This window comes from Desulfosporosinus fructosivorans (assembly GCF_004766045.1).
Lineage (GTDB): Bacteria > Bacillota > Desulfitobacteriia > Desulfitobacteriales > Desulfitobacteriaceae > Desulfosporosinus > Desulfosporosinus fructosivorans.
In genome coordinates this window covers 764,302-789,377 of record NZ_SPQQ01000003.1, presented here as the reverse complement: position 1 = coordinate 789,377, position 25,076 = coordinate 764,302, and the positions used below count along the sequence as shown (strand labels likewise).

The window sequence follows — 25,076 nt, the reverse complement described above, 5'->3', positions numbered from 1 at the left end:
CATCCCGCTCCCTCCATCCATCTGCTAGTTCAATACAACAGAGTTCTTCCTCTCTCTGACCACTCTAGTAATGGAGCACCTTACAAATGATTAAAGCAAACTCCGCACCACTTGAAGGTGATGCGGTGCTGATTTTCTGGATTGCTTAGAGTATTGACTTAATACGTTTTCCTTCTTTCAGACCCGTTAAATTGGGGTCCTCAATAATAATAGATCCATCCGTCAAGCCTTGTTCAATGATCACTTGGTTATCATTTTCCTGGCCTTTTTTGACGGGTTGAATTTTAGCCTTCCCTTGCTCAACTACCCAGACAGCCTCTCCTTGTTGGTAAGGAAAAAGGGCAGTTTTGGGAATCAGCAGTTTGTCGAGGACTTCGAGGGTTGTATACTTTACATCCACGTTGCTCCCCAGAACGACGACAGGAGATGACTCTGTGAGCAAAATGGTCACTTTAACGCGGTTTTCTTTTAAGCCCAAGGGAGATATCCGTTCGATCGCTGAGACTGCGACGGCTTCAACTTTGCCTGTCAAGGATTTATTTCCAGCACTGGTCGCTTGGATAACTTGGACCGTGCTCCCCACTTTGATATCGAGGGCATCACTGGCTAGGACATAACTTTCTAACTTATACCCGCCGCTCACGAACACGGTCAGTATCTGCTGGCCTAGTGGAACCAAGTTTCCTTCCTTCAGAGTGAGATCTTTGACAAGCCCATCTTGAAGGGCAACAACTTTGGCTTTACTGATCTTATCAATTAATTGGTCAGTCTGAGCTTGAAGGGCATTTTTTTGATTGTTATAATACATTTCCGTCCCTTGGGAAGCTTCACTTTGCTCGTAGATCAATTGCAAGCCATATTTTTGCTGTTCTAAAATGTTTTTCGCTTTATCGAACGTTGACTGGGCCTCTTCATATTGAACGAGAGAAATCGATCCGGAATCATATAAGGCCTTCATTCGCTTCAGGTTCAGTTCTTCGATCTGAGCATCCTTTTCCGCTTGCTGAATCATTAAATTCTGTTGGGCAACTTGCGCAGCATTGGGGCTTTTGTAACTCTGCAAGCGTTGCCCTTCCAGACTTTGCACTTGTGCTTTCAAGGCTTCCAACTGATAGTTCAGATCACTGGTGCCTATCTCAAAAAGCACTTGTCCTTTTTTGACGGTATCTCCATTCTGAACCTTGAGCGTTTGCAGTTTCCCCTCAACAGGGTTGAAGATTGGCCACTCCTGAGCGGCGATAATTTCCCCTTCTTCTGTAAAACCTTTGCTAAAGTTTTGTGGATGAAGCGTAACTACGCCTGTCGACAGAGGCTGGGCATTAGAGACCACCACGTAAATAAGAACAAGGACTGCGAGCCCACCCATAATTATTAACTTGCGATGCTTAAATTTTGGTAGCTTAAAGGTTTTTGGAGTTAGCTTGAACTTACTCTTTTCCAGCGCCATTTTAACCCTCCTATCTCGAACTTTAGTCTCTAGTCGCGAGAATCTCAACATACGGAAGTGACTTTATCAAGGAATAAGCCCTGCTTTGGGCCACTAAAACTGAAAAAGCGGTTCCCACAGCTGCACCCAGTAAGGCCACGGGCGGGAGTACTGCCGGAAGTGAGTACAGATCCGTGCTCATGGCCTGAGCCATACTCATCTCTAAGCCATAGGCCAAGGGAATACCCAGTAGGATTCCAAAAGCAAACAACGTCCATTGTTCTGAAGTAATCACCTTTAATACTTCACTGGGTGTCATGCCAAGCACACGCAGGGAAGCCAATTCCCGCTTTCGTTCAGAGAGAGAAATAATACTGGAATTATAGATCAAAGCAAAGCCCGTAATTCCACCGAGAAACGCGAGTAGCCAAGTCGTAAAACCATAAGAATCCATCATTTTCCGAATCTTGTCCCCCGAATCTTTTAGGTCTTCCATCGTCGTGACATTACTAGCATTGCGGTACTTGCTTTTCATGGTTCCTATTTCCGACTGATCCATTTTAACGAGCATTGACGTGCTGATTTCTCCTTGCCTGAGAAAACGCTGTAGTTCTTTTTCCTCCATAAAGGCATTAAGTCCGATATATTGAGGAACCACACCTTTGACAAGTAAGCTCTCTCCCTTTTCACCGAGGGTTTCTCTCCGAAAAGGGCTTTCCACATATATAACATCTCCCACCTTTACATTTAAGGACTTGGCCAAACGTTCGGAAAGCAAAATCCCTTGGTCCGGAACCTCCACGCGTTGGCCGTTTTTATCAAGGATTTTATACAGTATAGAATCTTTGCCAAGGCCCATCAAAGCAACTTCCTTCGATAACCAACCATTTCTCAAGCTGGCTGGCACTTCCAGAACGGGCTCTACTTTAGAAACTCCTGCTTCACGGGTTAGGGCAAGTTGAGTTGAACCCGTCGGAGAGGGGCGAGCCAGTTGTAGCTTCACGTCGAAGGTTTGAACTTGTTCCAATTGTACAACCGTTAGCAAATTGATCATGTTGTGTAAAGACCAAGATACTGTCATTAAACTAAAAACAACAGCCATCCCTAGGACGTTAAAAAAGCTTCTAGTCGGAGTACGAAATACGTCACGGATACCCATCTGAGCTTGGGAAGAAAGGTTTCGCCAGAACCAGGTAATTCTTTCAATTCGAGTCTTGTTTGCGGTGATTGGTGCTGGAGGTCGCATAGCTTCGGCTGGATCCAAACGTAAAATATCGAGACTCCCCTTGAGACCGCTGAGTAGGCTGACAAAGAGCGACAGTGCAAGGCTAATCAGTAGGTATTTATACGAAAATTGGCTTTTAAGTCCGGGCAGCGCAAAGAATTGCTTGTACAAGGTCGTTAGAGGAAACGAAAGGGCGATTCCTGATAAACTCCCCAGTAAGCCTCCAACCGTACCAATAATCAAGGGATAGGTTAGATAATGTAAGACAATTTCACGATTGGTAAAGCCAAACGCCTTCAGGGTCCCAATGGCAGCCCGTTGTTGTTCGATGAGTCGCTGCAACATAGAATACAAGATGAACGCGGCAACTCCTAAAAACACCACAGGAAGAGCCGTTGCCATACTTTTCATACCAGCTATTTTAGCAGTCAACACGGCATTGCTCGTTTGATCTTTACGCGCCACCATGCTTTGTAGACCACTGGATTTCAGCTCAACTTGCAGATTTTCTTTCACCGAATCAAAACTTACTCCCTTTTTCAAAGTGAAGACCAGATCATTAACCTGTCCCTGTTCCTTAACCATCACTTTAAGAGAACTTAAAGGCACATAGGCAATACCAAAATCGACAGGCGATGGATATAGGTCTTGAGCGTTCCGCATGATATAGACAAATTCCGGGCTCTGAGCGGTTCCTGTGATATAGAAAGTACTTTGTTGTCCTTCGATAATGACGTTGAGAGGATCCCCTAACGATAAATGATTGGCTGCTAAAAACTGGGGGTCAACTAGAATTTCAGGCTGGTTATCTTTAGGAAGTTGCCCGGTTATGAGTTGAAGTTGATTGAGTTTTGGGGGGTTGGTAAGATTGACGGAGACCATTCTTAAATAGCGATTAGAGTCTTTTTGCTGGTCAATGAGGCGAACATCTTTGACGATCCGCCCTTCAGCTTGATCAATTCCATAGAGATACGTGAGAGAGTTTACTTTGGCTTCTGGATAGCCTGTAACACTAATAAATCCGTCTGCAAAGTGTGTTTCACTATAAAAAGCCTCCTGAGCCTTCGTCATGCTTTCGAACACCATGGACATTGTGGTATAGATCATCAAGCCGATGGCGATGACCACGACACAAGCGAAGTAAACCCCCTTATTCTCCAAGAGATCTCTCAAGGTTTTTCTTCTCAGCATTACCATGAGATGTCCTCAGGATCCAGTGGATTCTCGTTGACTTTGACACAATCAAGCAGACCGTCTTTCAAATAAAAAACCCTATTGGCCATTTTGGCGATTTCGGCATTATGGGTGATAATCATTACGGTTTTATGGTAGACGCGGTTCAACTTCTGTAACGCTTTTAAAACCTGAACACCGGTTTGAATATCCAAGGCCCCAGTTGGTTCATCACACAGCAGCAATTCAGGATTTTTAACAATTGCCCGGGCGATAGCCACCCGCTGCTGCTGTCCCCCAGAGAGTTGGGATGGAAAATGATCTGACCATTCCTCAATTCCAACTTCTCTAAGAACGTCTGAAACAGAGAGTGGATTCTGAGCAATTTCTACAGCTAGTTTAACGTTTTCATAGGTTGTGAGATTTGGCATTAAGTTGTAGTTCTGAAAAACAAACCCGACCTCGTTCCTTCGATAAAGTGTCAGTTGTTGATCATCAATTGAATGAATGGGTTGTCCCTTGTAATTAAGCTCACCGCTGGAAGCCTGGGTCATGCCTCCAATAATATTGAGTAACGTTGTTTTGCCAGAACCACTTTGGCCCAAAATAACAATGAATTCCCCTTGGAAGATCTGGAAGTCGATTCCCTTTAAAACTTCGACTTCTACTTCGCCAGTACGGTAACGTTTGCGGATATTTGTGCCTTCCATAAGAACGTCCATCCTGATCCTCCATCCATCTTGCTGAATATATCAGAATTATACCTCTCTCTGACCACTTGGTCAATGGCCCAAATTACAAATTTGAAGGGCCCGATGCATCTTGCCCCTATTCTTTAAATCCTACATTCAGATACGCAAAAAAGTGCACCTTTTAGTCTTTCATTAAAGGTGCACTTTTTTTGCGTATCTCACTTTCCAACTAAAGTAGAGCTAAGACTATATTAAGAAAAAATACGCAAGGACAATAATTCCAAGCACAATTCTGTAATAGCCAAACGGTTTAAAATTCCTTTTACTGATGTAATTCATTAACCCAGCAATGACAAGCCAAGCTACAGCAAAGGATACGATGAACCCACAAGCTACAACAAGGAACTCATGTGTCGACAATAACATCCCACTCTTTAATAATGTGTAACCAGAGGCAGCTGCCATCGTAGGAATTGCCAAAAAGAAAGAGAATTCCGCCGCTACAATCCTAGAAGCTCCTAGTAGCATTGCTCCGATAATGGTTGCCGCTGAGCGTGACGTACCAGGAATCATTGCCAAACACTGAATAAAGCCTATTAATATCGCCGTTTTATAAGTCAGATATTCAACTGAGGTTATTCTATTTAATGGTTTCCTATTCTCGATATACAGTAGAATTAGCCCACCAACTATTAGGGCCAGTGCAACAACTGTCGTGTTAAATAAACGTTCTTCTATGTAATCGCCTAGGAGGAACCCGATTGCCAGCGCAGGAATCACTCCCGCAATAGTCTTTTTCCAGAGGTCAAAAATCCTCTGATTTTCTAATGGTTTGTTACGACCTGATGGAATAAGTCGTTTTCTAAAGTAAACTACTACCGAAAGAATGGCCCCAAGTTGGATTACCACGTTAAACATATTCGCGAATTGTTCACTGAACCCAACAAACTGGTTCACAATAATAAGGTGCCCAGTCGAGGAGATGGGGAGAAATTCGGTTATCCCTTCTACAATTCCTAGAATTAAGGCACTTAGAAAGTCGTTCAAATTATCATCTCGTTTCTACAAATTGTGACTGGTCCAAAGGCTTGGCTTTCCTCCTTTCACAGGAAAAAGGCACTGGTTATCACTTAGCCAATACTTTCTAATGATACGTATTAATACTTAAATTAATGCCAGTATTTCTTCTTGACTAACTGATAATATACCATGAAAGAGACGTTTTCTCAAGAATCACGAGCCATGGAAGACTCAGCAAAATTCAGGGTAAACAATTGAAACGCACAAATTGGATGTCTTATATAATCATCCAATTGGATGTTGCACGCTGGTAATCTCCCCCATATAATAAGCTAAAACCACGTGAGGGGGAGTAAAATATGATGCATGTCTATGCAGATCGTGTTAACCACATGGAGAATTCTGCTATTCGGGAGATCTTGAAGGTGACCGAACAACCAAATGTAATTTCTTTTGCAGGCGGCCTTCCAGCTCCAGAATTGTTTCCACTTACTGATATCCGGGAATCGTATGATCGTGTTTTAGGGGCTGGAGACCCTTCTGTCCTACAATACGGTACTACCGAGGGTTATTTACCCCTGCGCGAGGAGATAGCGGCTCAAATGCGTGCCAAAGGAATTAAGGCTGAAGCCGATAACATTTTCCTCACAAATGGGTCACAGCAAGGACTAGACCTAATTGCCAAACTATTCCTGAATCCAGGGGATGTTGTACTTTTACAAAATCCCAGTTATCTCGGAGCCATCCAAACCTTTCGTAGTTACCAGGCCAATTTTAAGTCATTCCTTACAAATGAAGGAGGAATCAACCTCCCGGACCTCGAATCATCTATTAAGCAGCACGGTCCCAAGCTCATCTACCTTGCTCCCACCTATCAGAATCCGACTGGCACCACTTTCACGCTTGAAGAACGGCAAGCAGTTGCACGCCTAGCTAGCCAGTACGGAATCCCATTGATAGAAGATGACCCCTACGGTGAACTACGCTATGAGGGTCCAATATTACCGTCAATCAAGTCTTTGGCTGCCGAAGATGAAGTGATTTACCTTGGCACCTTTTCTAAGACCCTCGCCCCTGGGCTAAGGTTAGGTTGGATCGTCGCTGACCAAAAAATAATAGCTAAACTGACTGTGGCCAAACAAGGAACTGATTTGCACACCAGTACCCTCTTACAGCGGGCTACTCACTACTACTTGACCCATTTTAGCGCGGCCGAACACGTCGAGAAGATTCGACAAACCTATAAACTACGACGAGATCTAATGCTACAGGAACTCAAGTTTGCCTTTCCCACCCAAGCTAGGTGGACAGAACCAACCGGAGGCATGTTTATATGGCTGACCCTACCCGAAGGCTATGATACTGATCAACTCCTGCCACGGGCAGCAGCAGCCAAAGTAGCCTATGTGCCTGGTATTCATTTTTTTGCGAACGGCGAGAGTAATAGCAGCATGAGATTAAATTTTTCCAATCCCACACCAGAACAGATAAAACAAGGAATAAATCGCCTTGCAGCTATTATGAAGGTTAACTAGCAACGCACTTTGAAGGACGTGGTTCGGGTTCGGAGTTCGGGTTCGAAATACGATCAAAATATTAATTATCCCAAATGAACACATCCAACATAAGATCAAAGGGGTTATGACCATGGAACTGCATTTAGACCGTTCCCTTAAGACACCACTATACTTGCAAATTAGGAACCAAATCCGGCAACTTATCCTGGCAAATGAACTCTCTCCTGGTTTTCGCCTTCCCCCTGAGAGAAAGTTTGCCAGCACTTTAGGGGTAAACCGCACTACAATAGTCAATGCTTACCACGAATTGGAAGCGGATGGCTTAATTCAGTCACATGTGGGCAAAGGAACGATAGTGAGTTCTTCCCTGTCCTCCACAGATCGCTTTTTTGACCATCTATCAGGCATCGAAGACAATTACGGATTACTACCTACACCGGTTCAACCTATGTCTTGGCAGAACTTTTATTCCAGGCAGTCAGAGCGCATGTACAATCCTGTCTTAGCTTCCATTCTGACTGAAATTGGTGAGGAAGATCAGATATCCTTTGCCTTGGGATCACCGGCTGGTGAGTACTTTCCACTAGAGGAATTTAGTCAGATAGGTCAGCAAGTCATAAGTTCAGGTAACTGGCAGGCCTTTGAATATGGGCCCACAATGGGGCATTACCCTCTACGGGAATACATAGCAACTTGGCTGGCTCAGCGCGGCATCCATACCCAAGCAGAACGAGTTATGATTTTATCAGGTTCTCAACAAGGGCTAGATTTGCTTGCCAAAGTCTTCTTAGAACCGGGGGACTACATCGTGATGGAAGAACCGTCCTTCTTAGGAGCTATTGGGGTTTTCAAAGCAGCAGGTGCCCGAATTCTAACTGTACCTATGGATCAAGAAGGCTTAAGAACCGATTTATTAGAACAGATTCTCGCACGGCATCGCCCCAAATTCATTTACACACTCCCGACCTTTCAAAATCCATCTGGCCATAAGATGAGTCTGTCCCGACGCCAAGAGCTCCTCAGATTGGCGTATCAATATCATATACCGATTGTGGAAGATGACCCCTATAGTGAACTCTATTATGAAGGTAAACTATCCCCTTCCCTTAAATCCTTGGATGAACACGAACACGTTATCTATTTGGGAACATTTTCTAAAATACTGTTTCCTGGTCTCCGCCTAGGTTGGTGTGTAGCACCTCCTTCGGTATTGGAGCATTTGACCCTTGCCAAACAGCATGTCGATCTTCATACCAGCACCACTACTCAGTGGATGATGACTGAATTCTGCCAGCAGGGACTATTGGACCAACACCTTATAAAGGTCAGAAATCATTATAGGATTCAACGCGATACCATGGTTTCAGCTTTAACGAAGCTTGCACCGTCAGGACTAACCTGGTCTGTGCCTGAGGGTGGTTATTACTTATGGTGCGAACTGCCCCCCGGAATGAAAGCTGCGACACTCCTTACCAAGGCGGCCGAGAAGAAAATTACCTTCGTCCCTGGAAATGCCTTTTTCATTAACCCTGGTGGCACAGACCGAATTAGACTTTGTTTCAGTCGTCACCCAGAAGCAACGATTCTAGAAGGAATTCGACGGCTCTGCGAAGCTATAACTGAGATCTTAATTCAGCCTCGCCCTAAGGATAAGACGAATCGACCTCTCTTTAATAATCCTCTAGTGTGAATAAGAAGCTACCTCAATTACAATTCTAACGGGTTCCGTTAAGAGGTTCAAACTCAAAGTTCACTTAAATTTACACCCAGAAAAGAGGCTAATTCACGTTAGCCTCTTTTCTTATTCCACAAGGGTTATTAACCCTACAATTGTATAAATCACACCAGAAATTACCTAGGAAGGTTTTATTAAATGCATGCATCGTTCTATTAAATTTAGGCTTGAATTTTTGCATTTCTTGCTCGAATGGTTGCGTTAACTGTAGACACCAAGGTTATGAATTAAACCTATATCCCGCGCCCCAAAGGGTTTCGATATATTCTGGATTGGATGAGTCTCTTTCAATCTTTTTTCTGATCTTCTGGACATGCACTGATACAGTTGCACTATCTCCGAGGGATTCATCCCCCCATATTGTTTCGAAGATATGTTCTTTGCTAAATACAATGTTTGGATTTGTAGCAAAAAACACGAGCAGGCTATATTCTGTTGTCGTCAACTGGACTTCTTTTCCGTTAACAAAGACTTTATGGGCGGATGTATTTATTTCAAGGCCCTTATGATTTATTACTTCACACGCAACTATTTTACCTTTAAGCCGTTCATATCTTACAATATGAGATTTGACTCTAGCTACTAACTCCGCAGGACTGAAGGGTTTCGTTAGGTAATCATCGGCGCCAAAACCTAATCCTCTAATTTTATCAATATCTTCATTTTTGGCGGATACAATGAGCACCGGAATCTCGAATTTATCTCGAATTTCCTTTGTAATTTGATATCCGTCCTTACCAGGCAACATTAAATCTACAATAATAACATTGTAGAGGCCCGTTAGAGCCTTTTCTAGACCCTTTATCCCATCTTGGACTATATCTACTTCATACCCATTTAATTGCAAATAGTCTCGTTCTAATTCAGCAATGTTTAGATCATCTTCGATAATTAGAATTCGTTTCATTTATACCCTCTTCTCTAATCATCCCTAGCAGTGTATCTGATTACGCTTCTTCTATGACTGGTAGCAGTATTGTAAAACATGTGGATTCCTTTTCAATACTTACTACCGTAATTGACCCCCCATGAGCTTGCACGAGTTCCTTGGCAATGGCTAGCCCAAGTCCAGTACTCATCAGGTCCTTTGTTCGCTCGTTATCAATTCTATAAAATCTATTGAAGATATGAGGAAGTTTTTCCGCAGAGATTCCGGGGCCATTGTCTGCTATGTTAATGACAATAAAGCTATCAAGGTGTCTTTTCATTTCAATCCTTATGGTCAAATCCTTATCTGCTCCATATTTTACAGCATTTCCAATCACATTTCTGAAAGCCTGATGGATTCTTTTCCGATCGATAGAAACAAGACAGTCGCTCTCCATTTTATTGACATAGTGAAAATTCAATTGTTTTTCTTCAAGCTCAAATTGGAATTCTTCCATTAAATCATGCATAAAAGCACCTATTAGAACACGTTCAAAGCGAAAATCAAGTTTTTGCAAATCTAATTTAGAAAATAAGAAAAGATCATCAATTAGTTTATCCATATAAACTGTATTCTGGTAAATCGTTTTGAGGTACTTAGCAATTTTCTCGGGTGATATGACAACTCCGTCTTGGATTGCTTCAATATACCCTTGCACAGATGAGATGGGTGTCTTAAGATCATGAGAAATATTGGCAATAAGGGTCTTACGATTTTCTTCATACTCAGACTTTAATATCTCACTCGCCTGTAATTTTTGAGCCATTTCATTAAACGAATCGACCAACAACCCAATAAAACCTAAGTCAGCGACGATATCTCTCTCAACTTTTACATTATAATTACCTCTAGAAATCTCTTCCACACCAACTTTGAGTTTATCAATTGGCGCGAAAACTCGTTTTTCTAAGCGCCAAAGAAACGAAAATTGCAAGACTTCTTTAATAATTAAAAATACTGCGAAGAACATGCTGATTGATTTGATACCTACCCATCTAAATAGTAAGTATATAATGATTAAATTAAATACAATACTAACCGGACGCAGAAAACGAAGGGACTTATGATACTGAGTGAATTCACGGTGCTTTCTCACGAATTCCTGGTGATGACAGAATAACTCCTGTTGTTGCTCACATTCATGATGGCATTCTTGTAATCCCTTATGCTTCTGATGGCGAACATGCTTTGCTTTTAATCCTCTTGCTAGATGTTCTCTAATCCGCTTAAACATACAGCTCACCCATTAAATTCTTCCTTTAATTACTCCTGTGTATTATATCGAATACAAGGACGCAAAACAATTCAATTGTTCTGCGCCCCCGTTCTATATTAAGAGAATCCTGAGTCCACTTGGTTTCCCATGCTATGCCAAAGTGAACTGGTTCAATTAAGGATCAATTCTGCTTTGAGACTGATAACATGACTCTCCTTTAGGGCATCGATTTGATTTCCGTCAACAGTCACCACGATTTTCTCTACTTCCCGATCTTTATTGATCCAGAGACTCAACCCAACTTTATGGTCGGACAGAGTACAAAACTCCTTCATAAAGGCGTGATGCGGATGATTTTCCGGCATTGCTTTCTCACTCATTTTCCCTTGGAAAAGCTTTGCTAGCTCTTCAGGCATTTCAGTTAAATTCAGGGATAAGATGACAGACTTATCTTCTTTCTCATCAACCTTGATTTGATTGAGTACATTAAGCATAAACCCTAACTTCGTTAATTTGCCTTTAATCCCACAACAATTATTATCACTCTGTGTTTGACCGCCAAGGTGCTCGTGAGGGTTATGATGATTCATGTGTTTCAAAAATCCATGATGATTATGACTAGAACAACTCTTCATCGTGAACTCAGATTGACTGTCATGCTTTAGTTTTTTACCCTGGCATTCGAATTCTGCATTAATTTTGACTTTTGTCTCCCCGCTTGTTAGATTTTTTTCAAATTCATTAACAAAGTGTCCTATTTCAACTTGATCCTTCATACCTAACGCTTTAAAAGTACCGCTTACTACCTCCTTTTCTTTCATCGTGTTAATCACATCATACATAATTTTAAGTTTACTCATATTTAACAACCTCCCTATTATTTCTGCTCACAAATTCATTATAAAGGGAGATTTTAAACTCGTTTTAAAGAGATTATAAAAATTCTATAAAGATAATCGAAAAATTTTTCTCTTTAGTCATTTCAATCAATATAATTTAAGTGTATTATGACAGCATAGGGAATTGCTTTCATCAAGGTGTGGTGATTAAATCCAAAACAAAAAGCAGACGACTCTGCCGACTGCTTTTTATTTTAGATTTAGTAGTAGTGATATCCCTCTAAGGAGTTGAAGCGTAATGATTAGACTAGCAGTAGAAAATGATTTACCTGTGATTTTAGAGATTTATAACGATGCAATATTAAATACTACATCAGTCTACACCTATAATGCCCAGACACTAGAGGACCGAAAGCTATGGTTTGATAAGAAAAATGAAGACCAATTTCCAATCCTTGTTTTTGAAGAGAATAACAGTGTTCTTGGATTTGCAACTTTTGGCCCTTTTAGAGCTTGGCCTGCCTATAAATATACGATTGAGCATTCAGTTTATGTGCATAGTGGTTATTGGAATCATGGGGTGGGTAGTGCTCTCTTAAAAGAGATCATTAACCTTGCAGGTGAAAGAAACTTTGCAACCTTAGTTGCTGGCATTGATTCATCTAATAATAGCAGTCTCAAAATGCATCAAAAATTCGGTTTCGAATACTCAGGCACTATACAAAGGGCTGGTTATAAGTTTGGTAAATGGCTTGATTTGGTGTTTTATCAAAAAAATCTCTTAGGCCCTGAAAATCCAATTGATGGCTAAATTCATGCATGCCACCGCACTGATCCGACATCACCACGATAACGTGGAATAACGTGAACATGCCAGTGAAAAATCGATTGACCTGCAACCTCCCCGACATTAACGCCTATGTTATATCCATCAGGGTGAAACCGCTCATCTAGCTGCTCTTTTACTTTCTTAAGAAGTACTCCAACGCTGGCAATCTCTTCCTGGGTCGCCTCAAAAAAACTTGCTGCGTGGCGTTTCGGAACAATAAGGACATGTCCTTTACTGACAGGGTACTTGTCAAAAAAGGCCCGAGCTAGTTCGTCCTCTACAATAATTTCCGTTCCCAGTAGTGTGCAAAATACACAATCGTTCATCTTCTTTCCTCCTCAAATTTGCTCGACGTAAGACACCGACTTCGACAAGTAAGAGTCATACCCATACTCCATTTCAACTCTTTAGTTGAACGAGTTCATTAGGCTTCTTTCTTCGCACGTCCGTATACAATCCAACCAAACAGCATGGATGCCACAATAATAAAGGCCGGATGAATATTGGCTAGGTAAAGCAACGCTACTGTGACCACTGCGATTCCCCATGAACTACCGGTAGGGAAAGATTTCTTACCCATGTCATACGCTGTTTCCGCTACAAGAACAACCACCACGGGGCGAACAGCCTGGAGCATAGCTTTGAGTTCTGGAGAGTTAGAGTACTTCATAATTAAACTACCTAATAATACAACAACGATTACCGTGGGCGCGACTGTTCCAATGATAGCTACGAATGCTCCCAGCCACCCTGCTACTTTATACCCTATATAGGCAGCCATTTTAGTGGCGATAGGTCCAGGTAAAGCATTGCAGATGGCTAGAGAATCAGCAAACTCTTGGTTATCCAGCCACTGATATCGAACCACCGCTTCTGCTTTAACAAGTGGAATTAGGGCAGGCCCTCCACCAAATCCCAGGTTTGAAGCGCGGGTGAAGGCTATAAATAGATCCCATAGTTTTCTAAGCATGAAGAGCACCTCCTTTAACACTAGGTTAGTTTGGAATGAGTCCTAAAATTAGCGAAAAACCAGCAAGCCAAAGGCCATAGATAGTACAATAATTAGTGCTGGATGCAACTTCAACCAGAATAAAGAAACCACCGTGGCCAAAGCAATACCCCAAGTTGCTAGATTCGGGAAAGACCCTACTCCCATATCGAAAGCGGTCTGAGCAATTAAGACAACAACGACCGGCCGCACTCCCCTAAGCATCCCTTTTAAGGCTGGGGAATTCGAATACTTCATTAAAAAATTAGCCAATAGAATAACCGCGAGAACGGTCGGTAAAATAACCCCAATATTTGCTACTATTGCTCCTAACCATCCGGCTTGTTGATAACCTATATAACCCGCTAATTTTGTTGCGATTGGGCCCGGCAAAGCATTTCCAACGGCCAGCGCATCGGTGAATTCAGTGTTAGTTAACCAGTGATACCGCTCCACTACTTCAATTTTAATGAGAGGAACAACGGCTGGTCCACCACCGAAGCCGAGGTTACTGGCCCTAGCAAAAGCAATTAACAGATCCCAGAGTTGGGTAAGCATCTAGTTTCATCTCCTTCCTGTGTGTTCTCCACTTATAATTGCCTAACATTTTTTAGAAGCATGTAGATTGGTAAAGCCATCTACTCAGTAAGTATTCTTTTCCCATGTTCCGTATTTTCTTGAAGGTATAGAAGACGGATTATATGAGTTTTCCTAGTGTGATTATATAACCTAGGGTTCTAGAATTCAATACGTTTGGTATACCAAATTCGTTATTTTTGTATACCAAACGTATTGAATTAGAAATTAAAAAGCCATTTCCAAAAATGCTTTGCTCGAATTTTCAGTGTGTCTTTTTGCTGCGGACTCAGCTCCAAGGCTGTCACGGTTTCGTAGAGCTGCAATGATCTCATTGTGTTCTAGCCATACTTCTTCAGAACGACCCGGTTTAGAATAAGCCACTTCAGTAAACTTCGTTATATACTCGTGCAATGTATTGAGAAAATCATATAATCGCGGGCTTTCCGCAGTTTTGTAAATTATCTCATGAAACTTATTGTTCAATTGGTTAGATTTTTTAAGATTTCCTTTGCCATGTTCGTCCGAAATCTGCTTAGCTAGCAATTCCAAACGGTCTAATTCCCTGGGTCTTATTTTAGAAGCTGCGATACTGCAAATAAGTGCTTCCAATGATGTCCTAATGACTAGTATCTCTATGATATCTGCCTTTGTAAATCCAGTAACAACTACCCCTTTGCGTGGGATATGAGTGACCAGCCTTTCTAATTCGAGCTTGTGGATTGCTTCGCGAACTGGAGTCCTACTAATCCCCAGTTGTTCGGCGATATTACGCTCCACAAGTCTCTGACCTGGTTCTAATTTTTTGTCCAGAATGGCGTTTCTCAAAATAGAAAACACCGACTCACGGATATTGCCCTTATTGTCAAACTTAATGGGTGAAAAATGATGTGCCACTTTCCTTCTCCCCCTTTTGAATTTGTAACATCTACTTTAACGCAATTATAATTCCTTCAATGGCATAAAGGCAAGTGGCACATGGTATACCATATTCTAAAAACCGAATCTACTTTTCAGTACTCCAACGCAACTAGAAAGCGAAGCCATTGCAGCAGATCACCACAATGCAATATGCCCATCCGCTCTGGGCTCTGTTCCTCCGGCTAAAATTCCGTCTGAAGTCCTCCAGATTATTTGACCACGTCCAAAACTGCCAGAATCTAATGCCCAACGAATGTCATGCCCCTTGCGGGCAAGGGCTTGGGCAATATGTTCGGGAAAGGAATGTTCAAGCTCGATAGTTTTTCCATTGATCCATTGCCAACGGGGCGCATCGAGTGTTGCTTGAGGGTTTAAGTTGAAATCAAGGGCATTCGTAACTACTTGGAGATGTCCTTGAGGCTGCATGAAACCTCCCATCACGCCAAAGGGACCTACCGGAAGGTTATCTTTGGTTAAGAAACCAGGGATGATGGTATGATAAGGCCGTTTACCTGGTTCCAAACAATTGTCATGATTAAGGTCCAAGGAAAAGTTGTGGCCGCGATTATGCAGGCTAATCCCGGTTTCAGGGACTACTAAGCCGGAGCCAAAACCCATATAGTTACTTTGAATATAAGAAACCATATTTCCCTCGCCATCAGCAGTTGCCAGATATACCGTTCCCCCTTGAGGCGGATTTCCCGGCTCAGGTTGAAGGGCTCTTGCTCCGATTTCTTCCCGTCGTTGCTTAGCGTAGACGTCTGAGAGCAAATCTTCAACGCTTAGTCGCATCTTAGTAGGATCGGCAATGAATTTCTTACCGTCCATAAAAGCAAGTTTTAGAGCTTCGATCTGCTTATGATATGATTCGGCGCTATCTTTGATATCAAAGTCGAAACCTTTTAAAATATTTAAGGCCATCAGGGCAACGAGCCCATGTCCGTTGGGAGGAATCTCCCAAACATCATACCCTCGATAATTAATGTTTATCGGGGTCACCCATTCAGGTTTATATGCCGCTAAATCGTCTTTTCTAAGCAAGCCACCATATTTTTTAGAAAACTCGTCGATCTTATCGGCGATAACCCCGCTATAGAAAGATCGAGCTTTTGTTTCTGCGATAGCTTGTAAAGTGCGGGCGTGATCAGGAGAGTGCCAAAGTTCACCGATTTTTGGAGCTCGCCCTTGGGGGGCAAAGGTACTAAACCAATATTTGTATTGCTCGTCTTTTAGCTCAAGAGAGTATCTGTTGAAGGCGCTCTCCCAACTCCTGCCGACCGTCGGAGAAAGAGGATAACCTTTTTCTGCATAAGCAATTGCCGGTGCCATCACTTCACTTAGCGGAAGCCTTCCGAAGCGAGCGGACAATTCAGCCCAAGCGGCCGGTGCCCCGGGTACGGTGACCGGAAACCATCCGTATTTGGGCATTTCCTTATGTCCGGCTTTTTGCAAGGCATGCAAGGTCAGGAGTTGCGGTGCTGGGCCGCTGGCGTTAAGGCCAAAAAGTTGGCCCTTTGTCCAGATTAAGGCAAAAGCGTCCCCTCCTATTCCATTAGAAGTTGGCTCTACTACTGTCAAGCATACTGCAGTGGCAATAGCTGCATCAATTGCATTTCCGCCTTTTCTCAAAACAGACAGCCCCGCTTCAGCTGCAAGAGGCTGAGCAGAGGCGACCATTCCATTTTTTGCGTACATGGTCATTCTGCGCGATACATAGGGATTATAAAGCGTATCAAAGTTGATCATTTGGCATAATCTCCCTTCAAGAATGGTTTTCCTAACCTACTATATAAATATTATAAGCCTGTATTGCCCTCAAAGTGGAAAATTATAAAGAAAACTTAGCAAACGCCAAGCATTCAGACGCCGGCGGTCGCCTTAGTTTTTTCATTCATCAGTGGTGCCGCAAAGCGGTATGGAGGTCGATAGTATTAAAAAGCACCCCCTAAGGGGTGCTAAACATACATAAGACTACTTAGCTCTCATGTCAGGCTGTAGGCTTCACCCTCTTCAATTAAGTTTAGGATCAAACATTTCCCGAACCCCATCTCCAAAGAGGTTAAACCCGAGAACCACGACAAAGATCGCTATCCCTGGCCACAAGGCCAGGAGTGGCTGAACATTAAGATACCCTTGAGCGATATTAAGCATTGAACCCCAACTTGCCTGTTCCGGTCGAGCACCTAAGCCAAGGTAGGAAAGCCCTGCTTCTGCGATAATCGCCGCAGCCATCGAAAGTGTCATTTGCACGATAACCGGACCCAGAGTATTCGGAAGAACATGAAGGAACATGATTCTTAAATCGCTCGAACCAATGGCCTTAGCCGCCTGAACATATTCCAGATTTTTTACCGTTAAGACCTGGGCCCGAGTGATTCGGATAAAGGAGGGCAAAAAGCCTATTCCAATCGCGATCATGGCATTATAAAACCCACCCCCTAAGGCCGAAGCCATCGCTAAGGCTAAAATCAGAGAGGGAAATGCCTGGAAAGCATCAACGAACCGCATAACCACCCATTCATCCCAAAATCCACCGACATATCCGGTAATAAGCCCAATCGGTACTCCAAACACTATGGCAATGCCTACAGAGATCAGTGCCGCCTGTATGGATAACCGGGCGCCAAACACAATTCTCGAAAAGATATCCCGTCCTAAATCATCGGTCCCTAGAATATGTCCCGGGCCTGGCGGTTGGAGAGTGTGTAGATAGTCTTGGGAGAAAACAGGGTCATAGGGAGCAATCAAAGGGGCAAAGAGAGCTGTGAGGATAAGAACAAGCACTATCACTCCGCCAAATACGGCGAGTTTGTTCTTGGTAAAACGTCGATACATCACCCTCCACTGTTTTTCCCGCTGAAAGGAATGGGCAACTTGCGGGGCAGATAGAACAGTCGAATTAGCCAATTCATTCATGCTCCTGCCCCCTTCCCTATTTTTATTCTCGGATCAATGACCGTGTATAACAAATCAACAATGAGATTTATAAGTACGACCATCAGCGCTGACACGAGAATAGCTCCCTGTACTGTCACAAAATCTCGAGTAAAAATAGAATCCACAATCAATTTCCCATAGCCGGGAATAGAGAAGATACTCTCTGTAATAACCAAGCCTCCCAGGAGCCCAGCGATCATCAAACCGCTTGAAGTCAAAACTGGCACTAGGGCATTTTTAAGGGCATGGTCTAAGATGACCGTCTTCTCTTTCAGACCTTTCGAATACGCAGTACGTACATAATCGGCATCCAACACTTCCAGCAAGCTGCTTCTGACCATTCTCATCAGCACTGCTGCTTCACGAAGCCCTGTCGCGACCATTGGCATAATCATGGCTGCCATATTTTCCGCTGGATTCTGGGTAAAAGGCACATAACCCGAGGCCGGAAGCCAACCCAACTTTACTGCAAATAGTACAATGAACATCATGCCCAGCCAAAAATGGGGAACGGACATTCCACCCAAAGCAAAACCTGAGCTCAGATAATCTATCCAGGTCCCTCTCCGGGCTGCAGATAAAATTCCTGCTGGAATTGCAATGAGAAGAGCAATCAGAAATGTACCCAGTGTTAATTCCAGGGTGGCGGGTAGACGCTGCAGGATAAGCTTGGAAACTGGGGTGTGGTCCACGAGAGAGCGCCCCAAATCGCCGTGGAGCACTCCCCCTAACCAGGTCAAATACTGAATTATGATGGGCTTATCCAGTCCCAATTGAGCTCGCATTGCTACAACAGCCTCAGGTGTCGCTTCTTGCCCCAGAATTACAGTGGCCGGATCCCCTGGGATCAGGTGCATTAGTGAGAACACCATGATCGTAACGAGCAGAATGACCGGTATAGCAAGTAACAGACGCCTGAGTAAATATTTCATACCAATAGCTCCTTAATTCTTAAATTTTAATTTTTAAATATAGATACCGTGCGGATCAACCCATCAGAAATTGGGACAAAGCCTTGAATATGTTTGGACAGGCCAAAAACATTATTTTCATGATAGAAGAAGATATACGGCAGTTCCTCGTTCAAAATCGTCATGGCTTGATCATAGATCACTTTTCGTTTAGCCGGATCTTGTTCAATCCGAGCGTCTTTCATTAATCCATCGATTTGTGGGTTACTATACCTCCCATAGTTCATAGAACCGTTAGTTATAACGTCATCATAGATGTTTTGATCTGGGTCTGGGCGTCCGCTCCAACTAACAGCAGACGCTTCGAAGTTTCCTTTGATCGATTGGTCAAGAAGCGTACCAAATTCCAATTTTTCAATATTCATAGTAATCCCAGCCGGTTTTAACATATTCTGTAACATTTCAGCAGTTCGTTGGTTATCTGGAGTGGTTGATGTTTTGTAGGTGAATGTAAATCCATCTGGCTTACCCGCTTTGACTAAGAAATCTTTTGCTTTGGCGGTATCCGGGCTAAAAGTCTTATCGCTATCCCCATTGGCGAGGTTACCCGGCGCGAACGGGGAATGTCCGGCTGTGGCCGCACCATTTTTGATAAGTTTGACCAAAGCTTCACGGTCGATTAACACATCAACAGCTTGACGCAGATACTTATTATCAAACGGAGGTTGGCTGACATTTAGATAGAATCCGACATAACCTTGTCCAGCTTGATTAATCAGCATAAAGTTAGGATCGCTTTTGAAGTTTTGAATTTCCTTCGTAGGAAAGCGCCAGTCCGTCATGTCCACTTGTCCGCTTTTCAGATTCATGGCCGCAACATTAGCATCCGTAATGATTTTATACACAACCGAATCAAGATGGGGCAATCCTTTTTGCCAATAGTTGGGGTTTTTAACGAGTGTTATTGAGTTACCTTTAACACGTTCTTTAAATATGAAGGGGCCAGTTCCGACCGGATTATTAAGAAAGTCTTGGCCTGCTTTCGTAACGGCAGTTGGAGAAACCATCATGCCAGCACGATCAGATAAAATTGAGAGAAATGGCGAAAAGGGCTGTTTTAGTTCGACTTTGACAGTGTCAGGATCGACCACTGATACAGCCTTCACCTCACCCAATTCGCCCTTCCGGGGTGAGGATTTATCCATATTTCGGTCAAAGTTGAATTTCACGGCTTCTGCATTAAAGTCTGTGCCATCTGTAAATTTAACTCCTTTATGAAGATGGAAAGTATAGACTAAGCCATCCGTCGAAACATCAATTTTTTCCGCCAGCATCGGGACGATCTTACCGTCTTTATCAATATCAACTAATTTGTCAAATAAACTTTGGAAAACATAACGGTCATACACAGAGCTGGAAAGCGCAGGGTCAAGCTTTGGCGCATCGGAGCTTAATGCAATATTTAATGTTCCCCCATCTTTCGGAACTGCTACATTTGAACTAGTCGTCGGAGTGGTACTCGCTGCTGTTCCGCAACCCGTTACAACCAGAAGCAAGCCAACTACGGCAGCTGCAAGGGGTGCTTTAATCTTCTTAAACATGTCTAACTCATCCTCTCTGTTGCTATGTAGTGGAATTTGATTTTCAATCACTTTTAAAACTATCAAGATCTAAATTGAAGTAGCTAATCTTCTTTCCTTTTTCTCGCCCCCTTATACAAATTTTCACATGATTTGTTTCACAAAACTCTGATTTCATAATTTAAAATTTAAACTTAGGTGTTGTATAATAGGTTACCATCAATTATTATAAAGAGCAATAATATATTTCCATAAACGAAGGAATAAATACCCTCGATTTACCCAGAAAGATCGGAAGGGATGTTGTTTGTGTCAAATTACTCAAGCCTATTAGATATTAATAATTTACAAACCCAATTTATCTCAAACGGCCACATTATTCCCGCTGTAGATGGCGTGAACATTAAAGTTCAGCCTAGCGAAACGGTGGGTATTGTTGGTGAATCTGGCTCCGGTAAAACGGTAACCGCTCTATCCGTGATGCGCCTACTTCCTCGACGCGGTGCTAAAATTGTTTCTGGGGACATCCTGTTTAAGGATCAAAGTTTGCTTGCCTTATCGGAGGCCAAGATGCGTGAAATCAGGGGGAATGAGATCGCCATGATCTTTCAGGAGCCCATGACATCCCTAAATCCGGTCTACACCGTGAACCGGCAATTATGCGAAATGATCATGCTTCATCGAAACTATAATAAACAAGAAGCTCAGGCGCAAGCCTTGACTATGTTAAAAAGGGTCAATATTCCACGTCCGGAGAAAATTCTCGAGGAATACCCCCATCAATTATCTGGAGGAATGCGACAACGTGTCATGATTGCCATGGCCATGTCCTGTGACCCTTCGCTACTCATTGCGGACGAACCGACTACAGCTCTTGACGTGACCATCCAAGCACAGATTCTTGATCTGATGCGTGAACTTCGCCAGTCTCAGCAGACTTCCATACTTTTAATCACTCACGACCTAGGCGTCGTGGCTGAGATGTGTGACCGGGTATATGTGATGTACGCCGGCCAGGTCGTTGAAGAAGCAGATATCTATGCATTATTTGAAAATCCTTCCCATCCCTACACGCAAGGTCTACTTCGATCAATGCCTAAGGCCAATGTCGACCTAGAGCGACTCGATTCCATCCCGGGAAATGTTCCCCTTCCCGGAACAGTTAAACAAGGTTGTCGCTTTGCTTCTCGTTGCCCCCATACCGCTGAACGCTGCTTATGCGAAGCCCCCCCGTTTGTCGAACTCTCCGCAGGACAAAAAAGCCGCTGTTGGCTCCATGCTGAACCCACTCGAAAAGAGGTGCATCTCTCATGAGCGTACTCCTGCAAGTAAAAGGCTTGAAAAAATACTTTCCCATCTCTGCCGCTGGAGTTGTAGGTCGAACGGTTGGCCAGGTTAAGGCTGTAGATGATGTCTCTTTCACAATCGAGGAGGGAGAAACCCTCGGTCTCGTCGGTGAATCCGGTTGTGGAAAATCAACAACTGGGCGTTCCATTATCCGCCTAATTGAGCCCACGGCAGGTGAGATTACCTTTCAAAACATCAATCTTTCTCAGCTTAAAGGACGAGAACTTCGCGAAGCTCGGAAGGATCTCCAGATAGTTTTCCAAGATCCTTATGCCTCCTTGAATCCTCGAAAAACGATTGGAGCAACCCTAGAAGAGCCCTTAATTATCCATGGCGTACCAAAGGTCGAACGAAAAAAACGGGTAATTGAACTCTTGGAGATTGTTGGCTTAACCGAGTATCATGCCGGCGCGTACCCCCATGAGTTCTCCGGCGGTCAACGCCAACGCGTCGGAATCGGTCGAGCCCTGATCACTAAACCTAAGTTAGTCGTCGCCGATGAACCCGTCTCGGCACTCGATGTGTCCATTCAGTCCCAAATTCTAAATCTCATGAAAGACCTTCAAGATCAATTCAAACTAACTTATTTGTTTATTTCTCACGACCTTTCTGTAGTCCGACATGTGAGTGACCGTGTCGGAGTCATGTATTTAGGTCGCCTTGCGGAAATTGCCCCTAAGAATGAACTCTACAGCAACCCTATGCACCCTTATACAGAGGCTCTGCTTTCCTCAACACCTAATTTGAATCCGCGGGAGAAACCTCAACGCATTATTCTCAAAGGAGATATTCCCAGCCCAGCGAACCCACCCTCTGGGTGCGCCTTCCACACGCGCTGCCCTAAGTGTATGGACCTCTGCACGACAAAGCGACCCGTGCTGCAAGAAATTAAACCTGGCCATTTTGTGGCCTGCTTTCGTTGTCTTTAAGTGTTTTAGAAATGCTAGTTCTACTCCATGGTAATAACCATAACCAAAAGACTACCTGCATCATATAATGAATTCAGGAATTCTAGAGTTATGAGGAGGGCTAGCCATGTTCGGTTATAGCAAGTCACTATTCTATCCGGTTCACGTTCAGCTCCGCGACCCTGTATTTGGCCAAGTATTGCTTGAACACTATGGTGGAAAAGACAGTGAATATTCAGCGGCGTCCCAGTACCTAAATCATCGCTCCAATATGCGTAACCGCCACCTTCGTGATCTCTTGGGGTTAATTGCTGCCGAAGAGATGGGGCACATGGAAATGATCGCAGTCGCCATTAACAAACTAGGTGGTCCGCCACTCTGTTATGTTAATTCGCAAGGAATACCCTGGAATATGAGTTATGTCGATCAAAGCTTAGACCCTATTGCGATGCTTCAAGCCGACGTCGAAGCGGAGGTTCGAGCCCGAATTTTGTACAATCAACATTTCACGATGACCAATGACCCCGGTCTTAAAAAAATGATCAGTTTCTTAGGCAGTAGAGAAGATGTGCATAAACATCTATTCCAAAAAGCTCAGGCACTCATTCAGCACTCTGCACCAGCCGAGCAATTTAATGAATTAATTGTTGAATACAAACTGAGTTTGCAAAAGTTATAACCATCTAGAAATATTACAACAGCGAGCCCTTCACGTTTATAAAAACAATGAAGGGCTCTTCTTATTATGCGCATAATAAAATTTACTATTTGAAATTCTATTTATCTCTCTGTTAAGTTCGCTCTTTGGTAGACCTTCCTGTCTGCAGGTTCGTATTCAATCAGATGCTTATCTTCCAATCCAGGGCTCAGTTGGAACTGGGTTTGCCTAACAGTGCATCATCGGCGCCCGTAAAATGGTCTTCGGCAATTTGATCACTCTTCTTGCCTTCAATTTCATATTGCCTCTTATTGATACTTTTCATTTCGAAATAAATCAGGATGGCGGTTAATAGAACTGCTAAACCATCTGCTATCGGAGCTGTTCTCCAGATGCCGTCGATTCCCCAGAAATTCGGCAAGATTAACAAGAGAGGGATAAACAGTAAAACTTGTCTTGAAAGACTGAGTATAATAGATGGAATTGCTTTTCCCACTGCTTGAAAGTAACTGGAACCTATAATTTGAAAACCAATTACTGGGCACAACGCAAAATAGACAAGCATAGCATCAGCCGTCATTTTCGTAAGCGCCACATCGTTGTTACTGAACAGGCCCACAATTTGTGTTGGCCAGAAATAGATTACTATAAACCCAACTATTGAGATTCCAGTACCTGCAATCCCTGCCTTCTGCAAAGTCTCTTTAACTCGAATGTATTGCTTCGCTCCATAATTATAGCCAATAATAGGTTGAGCTCCCTGACTAACGCCTACTACAGGCATCAACAGTAACATTGAGACACTCATAATTATTCCTACTGCTGACAAAGCCATATCTCCTCCATAGGCGAACAAGCTTTTGTTGAGTATCATATTTTGAAGGCTGTTAGCAAGTTGCATAGCAAAAGGAGCAAATCCTATAGCTACTATACTAGTTAGTATCGCCATCTGCGGTTTCATATTTCGAAGTCTAATTTTCACTAGGCTTCGTCCTGAAAAGAAATAGCTTAATACCAAGATTGCCGTAACCATCTGACCAGCGATTGTTGCTAAAGCTGATCCTTTAATGCCAAAGCCCATTTTAAAGATAAAAATATAGTTTAGTAATACGTTGACAAACGTGCCCGCCAGTTGCGTAATCATGGCCAATTTGGGATTGCCTTCTGCTCTTATGAAGTTGTTCATGCCCATACCGAGTGAACCTAAGACAGAACCCAACATGATAATATGCGTAAAATCCCTGGCATAAGGTAAGACTTCCGGACTGGCTCCAAACAAAACAAGTATAGGATCTGAAAAAAAGAGGTAGATGACCGATACAATTAGGGGTAAGATGATCAACATTGTCAATGCGTTGCCGATGATCTTTTCCGCTTCCTCTTTTTTTCTTTCTCCTAGTCGTATCGAAATCAAAGCAGTAGCTCCAATACCTATGAGCATCGAAAAAGCCATCAGAATTAGCATTATAGGAAAGGCCACTGTTGTCGCCGCAATAGCAAGAGATCCGACTCCACGGCCTACAAATATCCTATCAATAATGTTATAAAGTGCGTTCACCAGCATACCAACTATGGCTGGCAGGGAGAATGTCCAAAGTAAACTTCCTATCTTTTGCTTTCCCATGCCTAATTCATTATTCATAACCAGTC

At 43.1% G+C, this 25,076-nt stretch carries 22 protein-coding genes; 6 read left to right on the top strand and 16 right to left on the bottom strand.

All coding sequences use genetic code 11. The features are described 5' to 3' along the window. Nucleotides 1-145: 145 nt before the first annotated feature. The 4 genes from E4K67_RS11785 to E4K67_RS11770 all read right to left on the bottom strand — a co-directional run bounded on the left by E4K67_RS11785 (nucleotide 146) and on the right by E4K67_RS11770 (nucleotide 5,563). Complete coding sequence (locus E4K67_RS11785) at nucleotides 146-1,447, bottom strand: efflux RND transporter periplasmic adaptor subunit (RefSeq protein ID WP_135546795.1); 1,302 nt, start codon at nucleotides 1,445-1,447, stop codon at nucleotides 146-148. A gap of 22 nt (nucleotides 1,448-1,469) precedes the next feature. Further along, nucleotides 1,470-3,848 carry an ABC transporter permease gene (locus tag E4K67_RS11780; RefSeq protein ID WP_135546793.1) on the bottom strand — a complete coding sequence of 793 codons (2,379 nt, stop codon included), beginning with the start codon at nucleotides 3,846-3,848 and terminating at the stop codon, nucleotides 1,470-1,472. Further along, nucleotides 3,842-4,546, bottom strand: coding sequence for an ABC transporter ATP-binding protein (locus tag E4K67_RS11775; RefSeq protein ID WP_135546791.1), 705 nt, complete (start codon nucleotides 4,544-4,546; stop codon nucleotides 3,842-3,844). Before E4K67_RS11775 ends, E4K67_RS11780 begins: the two co-directional genes overlap by 7 nt. A gap of 216 nt (nucleotides 4,547-4,762) precedes the next feature. After that, on the bottom strand, nucleotides 4,763-5,563 hold the full coding sequence (locus E4K67_RS11770; protein WP_135546789.1) for an undecaprenyl-diphosphate phosphatase: 801 nt from the start codon (nucleotides 5,561-5,563) through the stop codon (nucleotides 4,763-4,765). A 332-nt stretch (nucleotides 5,564-5,895) separates the two neighbouring features. On the opposite strand from E4K67_RS11770, the gene E4K67_RS11765 reads away from it, so the two are divergent. Both E4K67_RS11765 and pdxR read left to right on the top strand, forming a co-directional pair. Then, the gene (locus tag E4K67_RS11765) at nucleotides 5,896-7,071 is read left to right on the top strand and encodes an aminotransferase-like domain-containing protein (RefSeq protein WP_135546787.1); all 1,176 of its coding nucleotides are present in this window, start codon (nucleotides 5,896-5,898) and stop codon (nucleotides 7,069-7,071) included. A 112-nt stretch (nucleotides 7,072-7,183) separates the two neighbouring features. After that, entirely contained in the window at nucleotides 7,184-8,743 is a 1,560-nt protein-coding gene (gene pdxR / locus E4K67_RS11760; protein ID WP_135546785.1) for a MocR-like pyridoxine biosynthesis transcription factor PdxR, read from the top strand. Between the two features lie 265 nt (nucleotides 8,744-9,008). On the opposite strand, the gene E4K67_RS11755 is transcribed toward pdxR, so the two are convergent. The 3 genes from E4K67_RS11755 to E4K67_RS11745 form a co-directional block, all read right to left on the bottom strand. Continuing rightward, nucleotides 9,009-9,695, bottom strand: a complete 687-nt coding sequence (locus E4K67_RS11755; RefSeq protein ID WP_135546783.1) for a response regulator transcription factor — start codon at nucleotides 9,693-9,695, stop codon at nucleotides 9,009-9,011. 40 nt (nucleotides 9,696-9,735) lie between these two features. Further along, complete coding sequence (locus tag E4K67_RS11750; protein WP_135546782.1) at nucleotides 9,736-10,950, bottom strand: sensor histidine kinase; 1,215 nt, start codon at nucleotides 10,948-10,950, stop codon at nucleotides 9,736-9,738. 152 nt (nucleotides 10,951-11,102) lie between these two features. After that, on the bottom strand, nucleotides 11,103-11,792 hold the full coding sequence (locus E4K67_RS11745) for a hypothetical protein (protein ID WP_135546780.1): 690 nt from the start codon (nucleotides 11,790-11,792) through the stop codon (nucleotides 11,103-11,105). Between the two features lie 277 nt (nucleotides 11,793-12,069). On the opposite strand from E4K67_RS11745, the gene E4K67_RS11740 reads away from it, so the two are divergent. Then, complete coding sequence (locus E4K67_RS11740; RefSeq protein ID WP_135546778.1) at nucleotides 12,070-12,582, top strand: GNAT family N-acetyltransferase; 513 nt, start codon at nucleotides 12,070-12,072, stop codon at nucleotides 12,580-12,582. Between the two features lie 2 nt (nucleotides 12,583-12,584). Here the strand turns inward: E4K67_RS11740 and E4K67_RS11735 are convergent, their stop codons facing one another. The 8 genes from E4K67_RS11735 to E4K67_RS11700 form a co-directional block, all read right to left on the bottom strand. Continuing rightward, a complete protein-coding gene (locus E4K67_RS11735; protein ID WP_135546776.1) occupies nucleotides 12,585-12,926 on the bottom strand; it encodes an HIT family protein in 342 nt (113 codons plus the stop codon). A 98-nt stretch (nucleotides 12,927-13,024) separates the two neighbouring features. Next, nucleotides 13,025-13,570, bottom strand: coding sequence for a chromate transporter (locus E4K67_RS11730; protein WP_135546774.1), 546 nt, complete (start codon nucleotides 13,568-13,570; stop codon nucleotides 13,025-13,027). Between the two features lie 48 nt (nucleotides 13,571-13,618). Beyond that, entirely contained in the window at nucleotides 13,619-14,146 is a 528-nt protein-coding gene (locus tag E4K67_RS11725; protein WP_135546772.1) for a chromate transporter, read from the bottom strand. Between the two features lie 246 nt (nucleotides 14,147-14,392). Continuing rightward, a complete protein-coding gene (locus E4K67_RS11720; RefSeq protein WP_135546770.1) occupies nucleotides 14,393-15,061 on the bottom strand; it encodes a GntR family transcriptional regulator in 669 nt (222 codons plus the stop codon). 159 nt (nucleotides 15,062-15,220) lie between these two features. Beyond that, on the bottom strand, nucleotides 15,221-16,831 hold the full coding sequence (locus E4K67_RS11715; RefSeq protein WP_135546768.1) for a gamma-glutamyltransferase family protein: 1,611 nt from the start codon (nucleotides 16,829-16,831) through the stop codon (nucleotides 15,221-15,223). Nucleotides 16,832-17,095: 264 nt separating this feature from the next. After that, the gene (locus E4K67_RS11710; protein ID WP_135546766.1) at nucleotides 17,096-18,001 is read right to left on the bottom strand and encodes an ABC transporter permease; all 906 of its coding nucleotides are present in this window, start codon (nucleotides 17,999-18,001) and stop codon (nucleotides 17,096-17,098) included. Then, complete coding sequence (locus E4K67_RS11705; RefSeq protein WP_135546764.1) at nucleotides 17,998-18,954, bottom strand: ABC transporter permease; 957 nt, start codon at nucleotides 18,952-18,954, stop codon at nucleotides 17,998-18,000. The genes E4K67_RS11710 and E4K67_RS11705 overlap by 4 nt, the downstream gene beginning before the upstream one ends. Before the next feature lie 26 nt (nucleotides 18,955-18,980). Beyond that, nucleotides 18,981-20,534, bottom strand: coding sequence for an ABC transporter substrate-binding protein (locus E4K67_RS11700; RefSeq protein ID WP_135546762.1), 1,554 nt, complete (start codon nucleotides 20,532-20,534; stop codon nucleotides 18,981-18,983). A 288-nt stretch (nucleotides 20,535-20,822) separates the two neighbouring features. Here E4K67_RS11700 and E4K67_RS11695 point away from each other — a divergent pair, with 288 nt between their 5' ends. The 3 genes from E4K67_RS11695 to E4K67_RS11685 all read left to right on the top strand — a co-directional run bounded on the left by E4K67_RS11695 (nucleotide 20,823) and on the right by E4K67_RS11685 (nucleotide 23,447). Next, on the top strand, nucleotides 20,823-21,827 hold the full coding sequence (locus E4K67_RS11695; RefSeq protein WP_243454421.1) for an ABC transporter ATP-binding protein: 1,005 nt from the start codon (nucleotides 20,823-20,825) through the stop codon (nucleotides 21,825-21,827). After that, nucleotides 21,824-22,789, top strand: a complete 966-nt coding sequence (locus E4K67_RS11690) for an ABC transporter ATP-binding protein (RefSeq protein ID WP_135546758.1) — start codon at nucleotides 21,824-21,826, stop codon at nucleotides 22,787-22,789. The genes E4K67_RS11695 and E4K67_RS11690 overlap by 4 nt, the downstream gene beginning before the upstream one ends. 106 nt (nucleotides 22,790-22,895) lie before the next feature. Continuing rightward, on the top strand, nucleotides 22,896-23,447 hold the full coding sequence (locus E4K67_RS11685; RefSeq protein WP_135546756.1) for a manganese catalase family protein: 552 nt from the start codon (nucleotides 22,896-22,898) through the stop codon (nucleotides 23,445-23,447). A gap of 187 nt (nucleotides 23,448-23,634) precedes the next feature. Here the strand turns inward: E4K67_RS11685 and E4K67_RS11680 are convergent, their stop codons facing one another. Then, nucleotides 23,635-25,068, bottom strand: coding sequence for an MATE family efflux transporter (locus tag E4K67_RS11680; protein WP_135546754.1), 1,434 nt, complete (start codon nucleotides 25,066-25,068; stop codon nucleotides 23,635-23,637). Nucleotides 25,069-25,076: the final 8 nt, after the last annotated feature.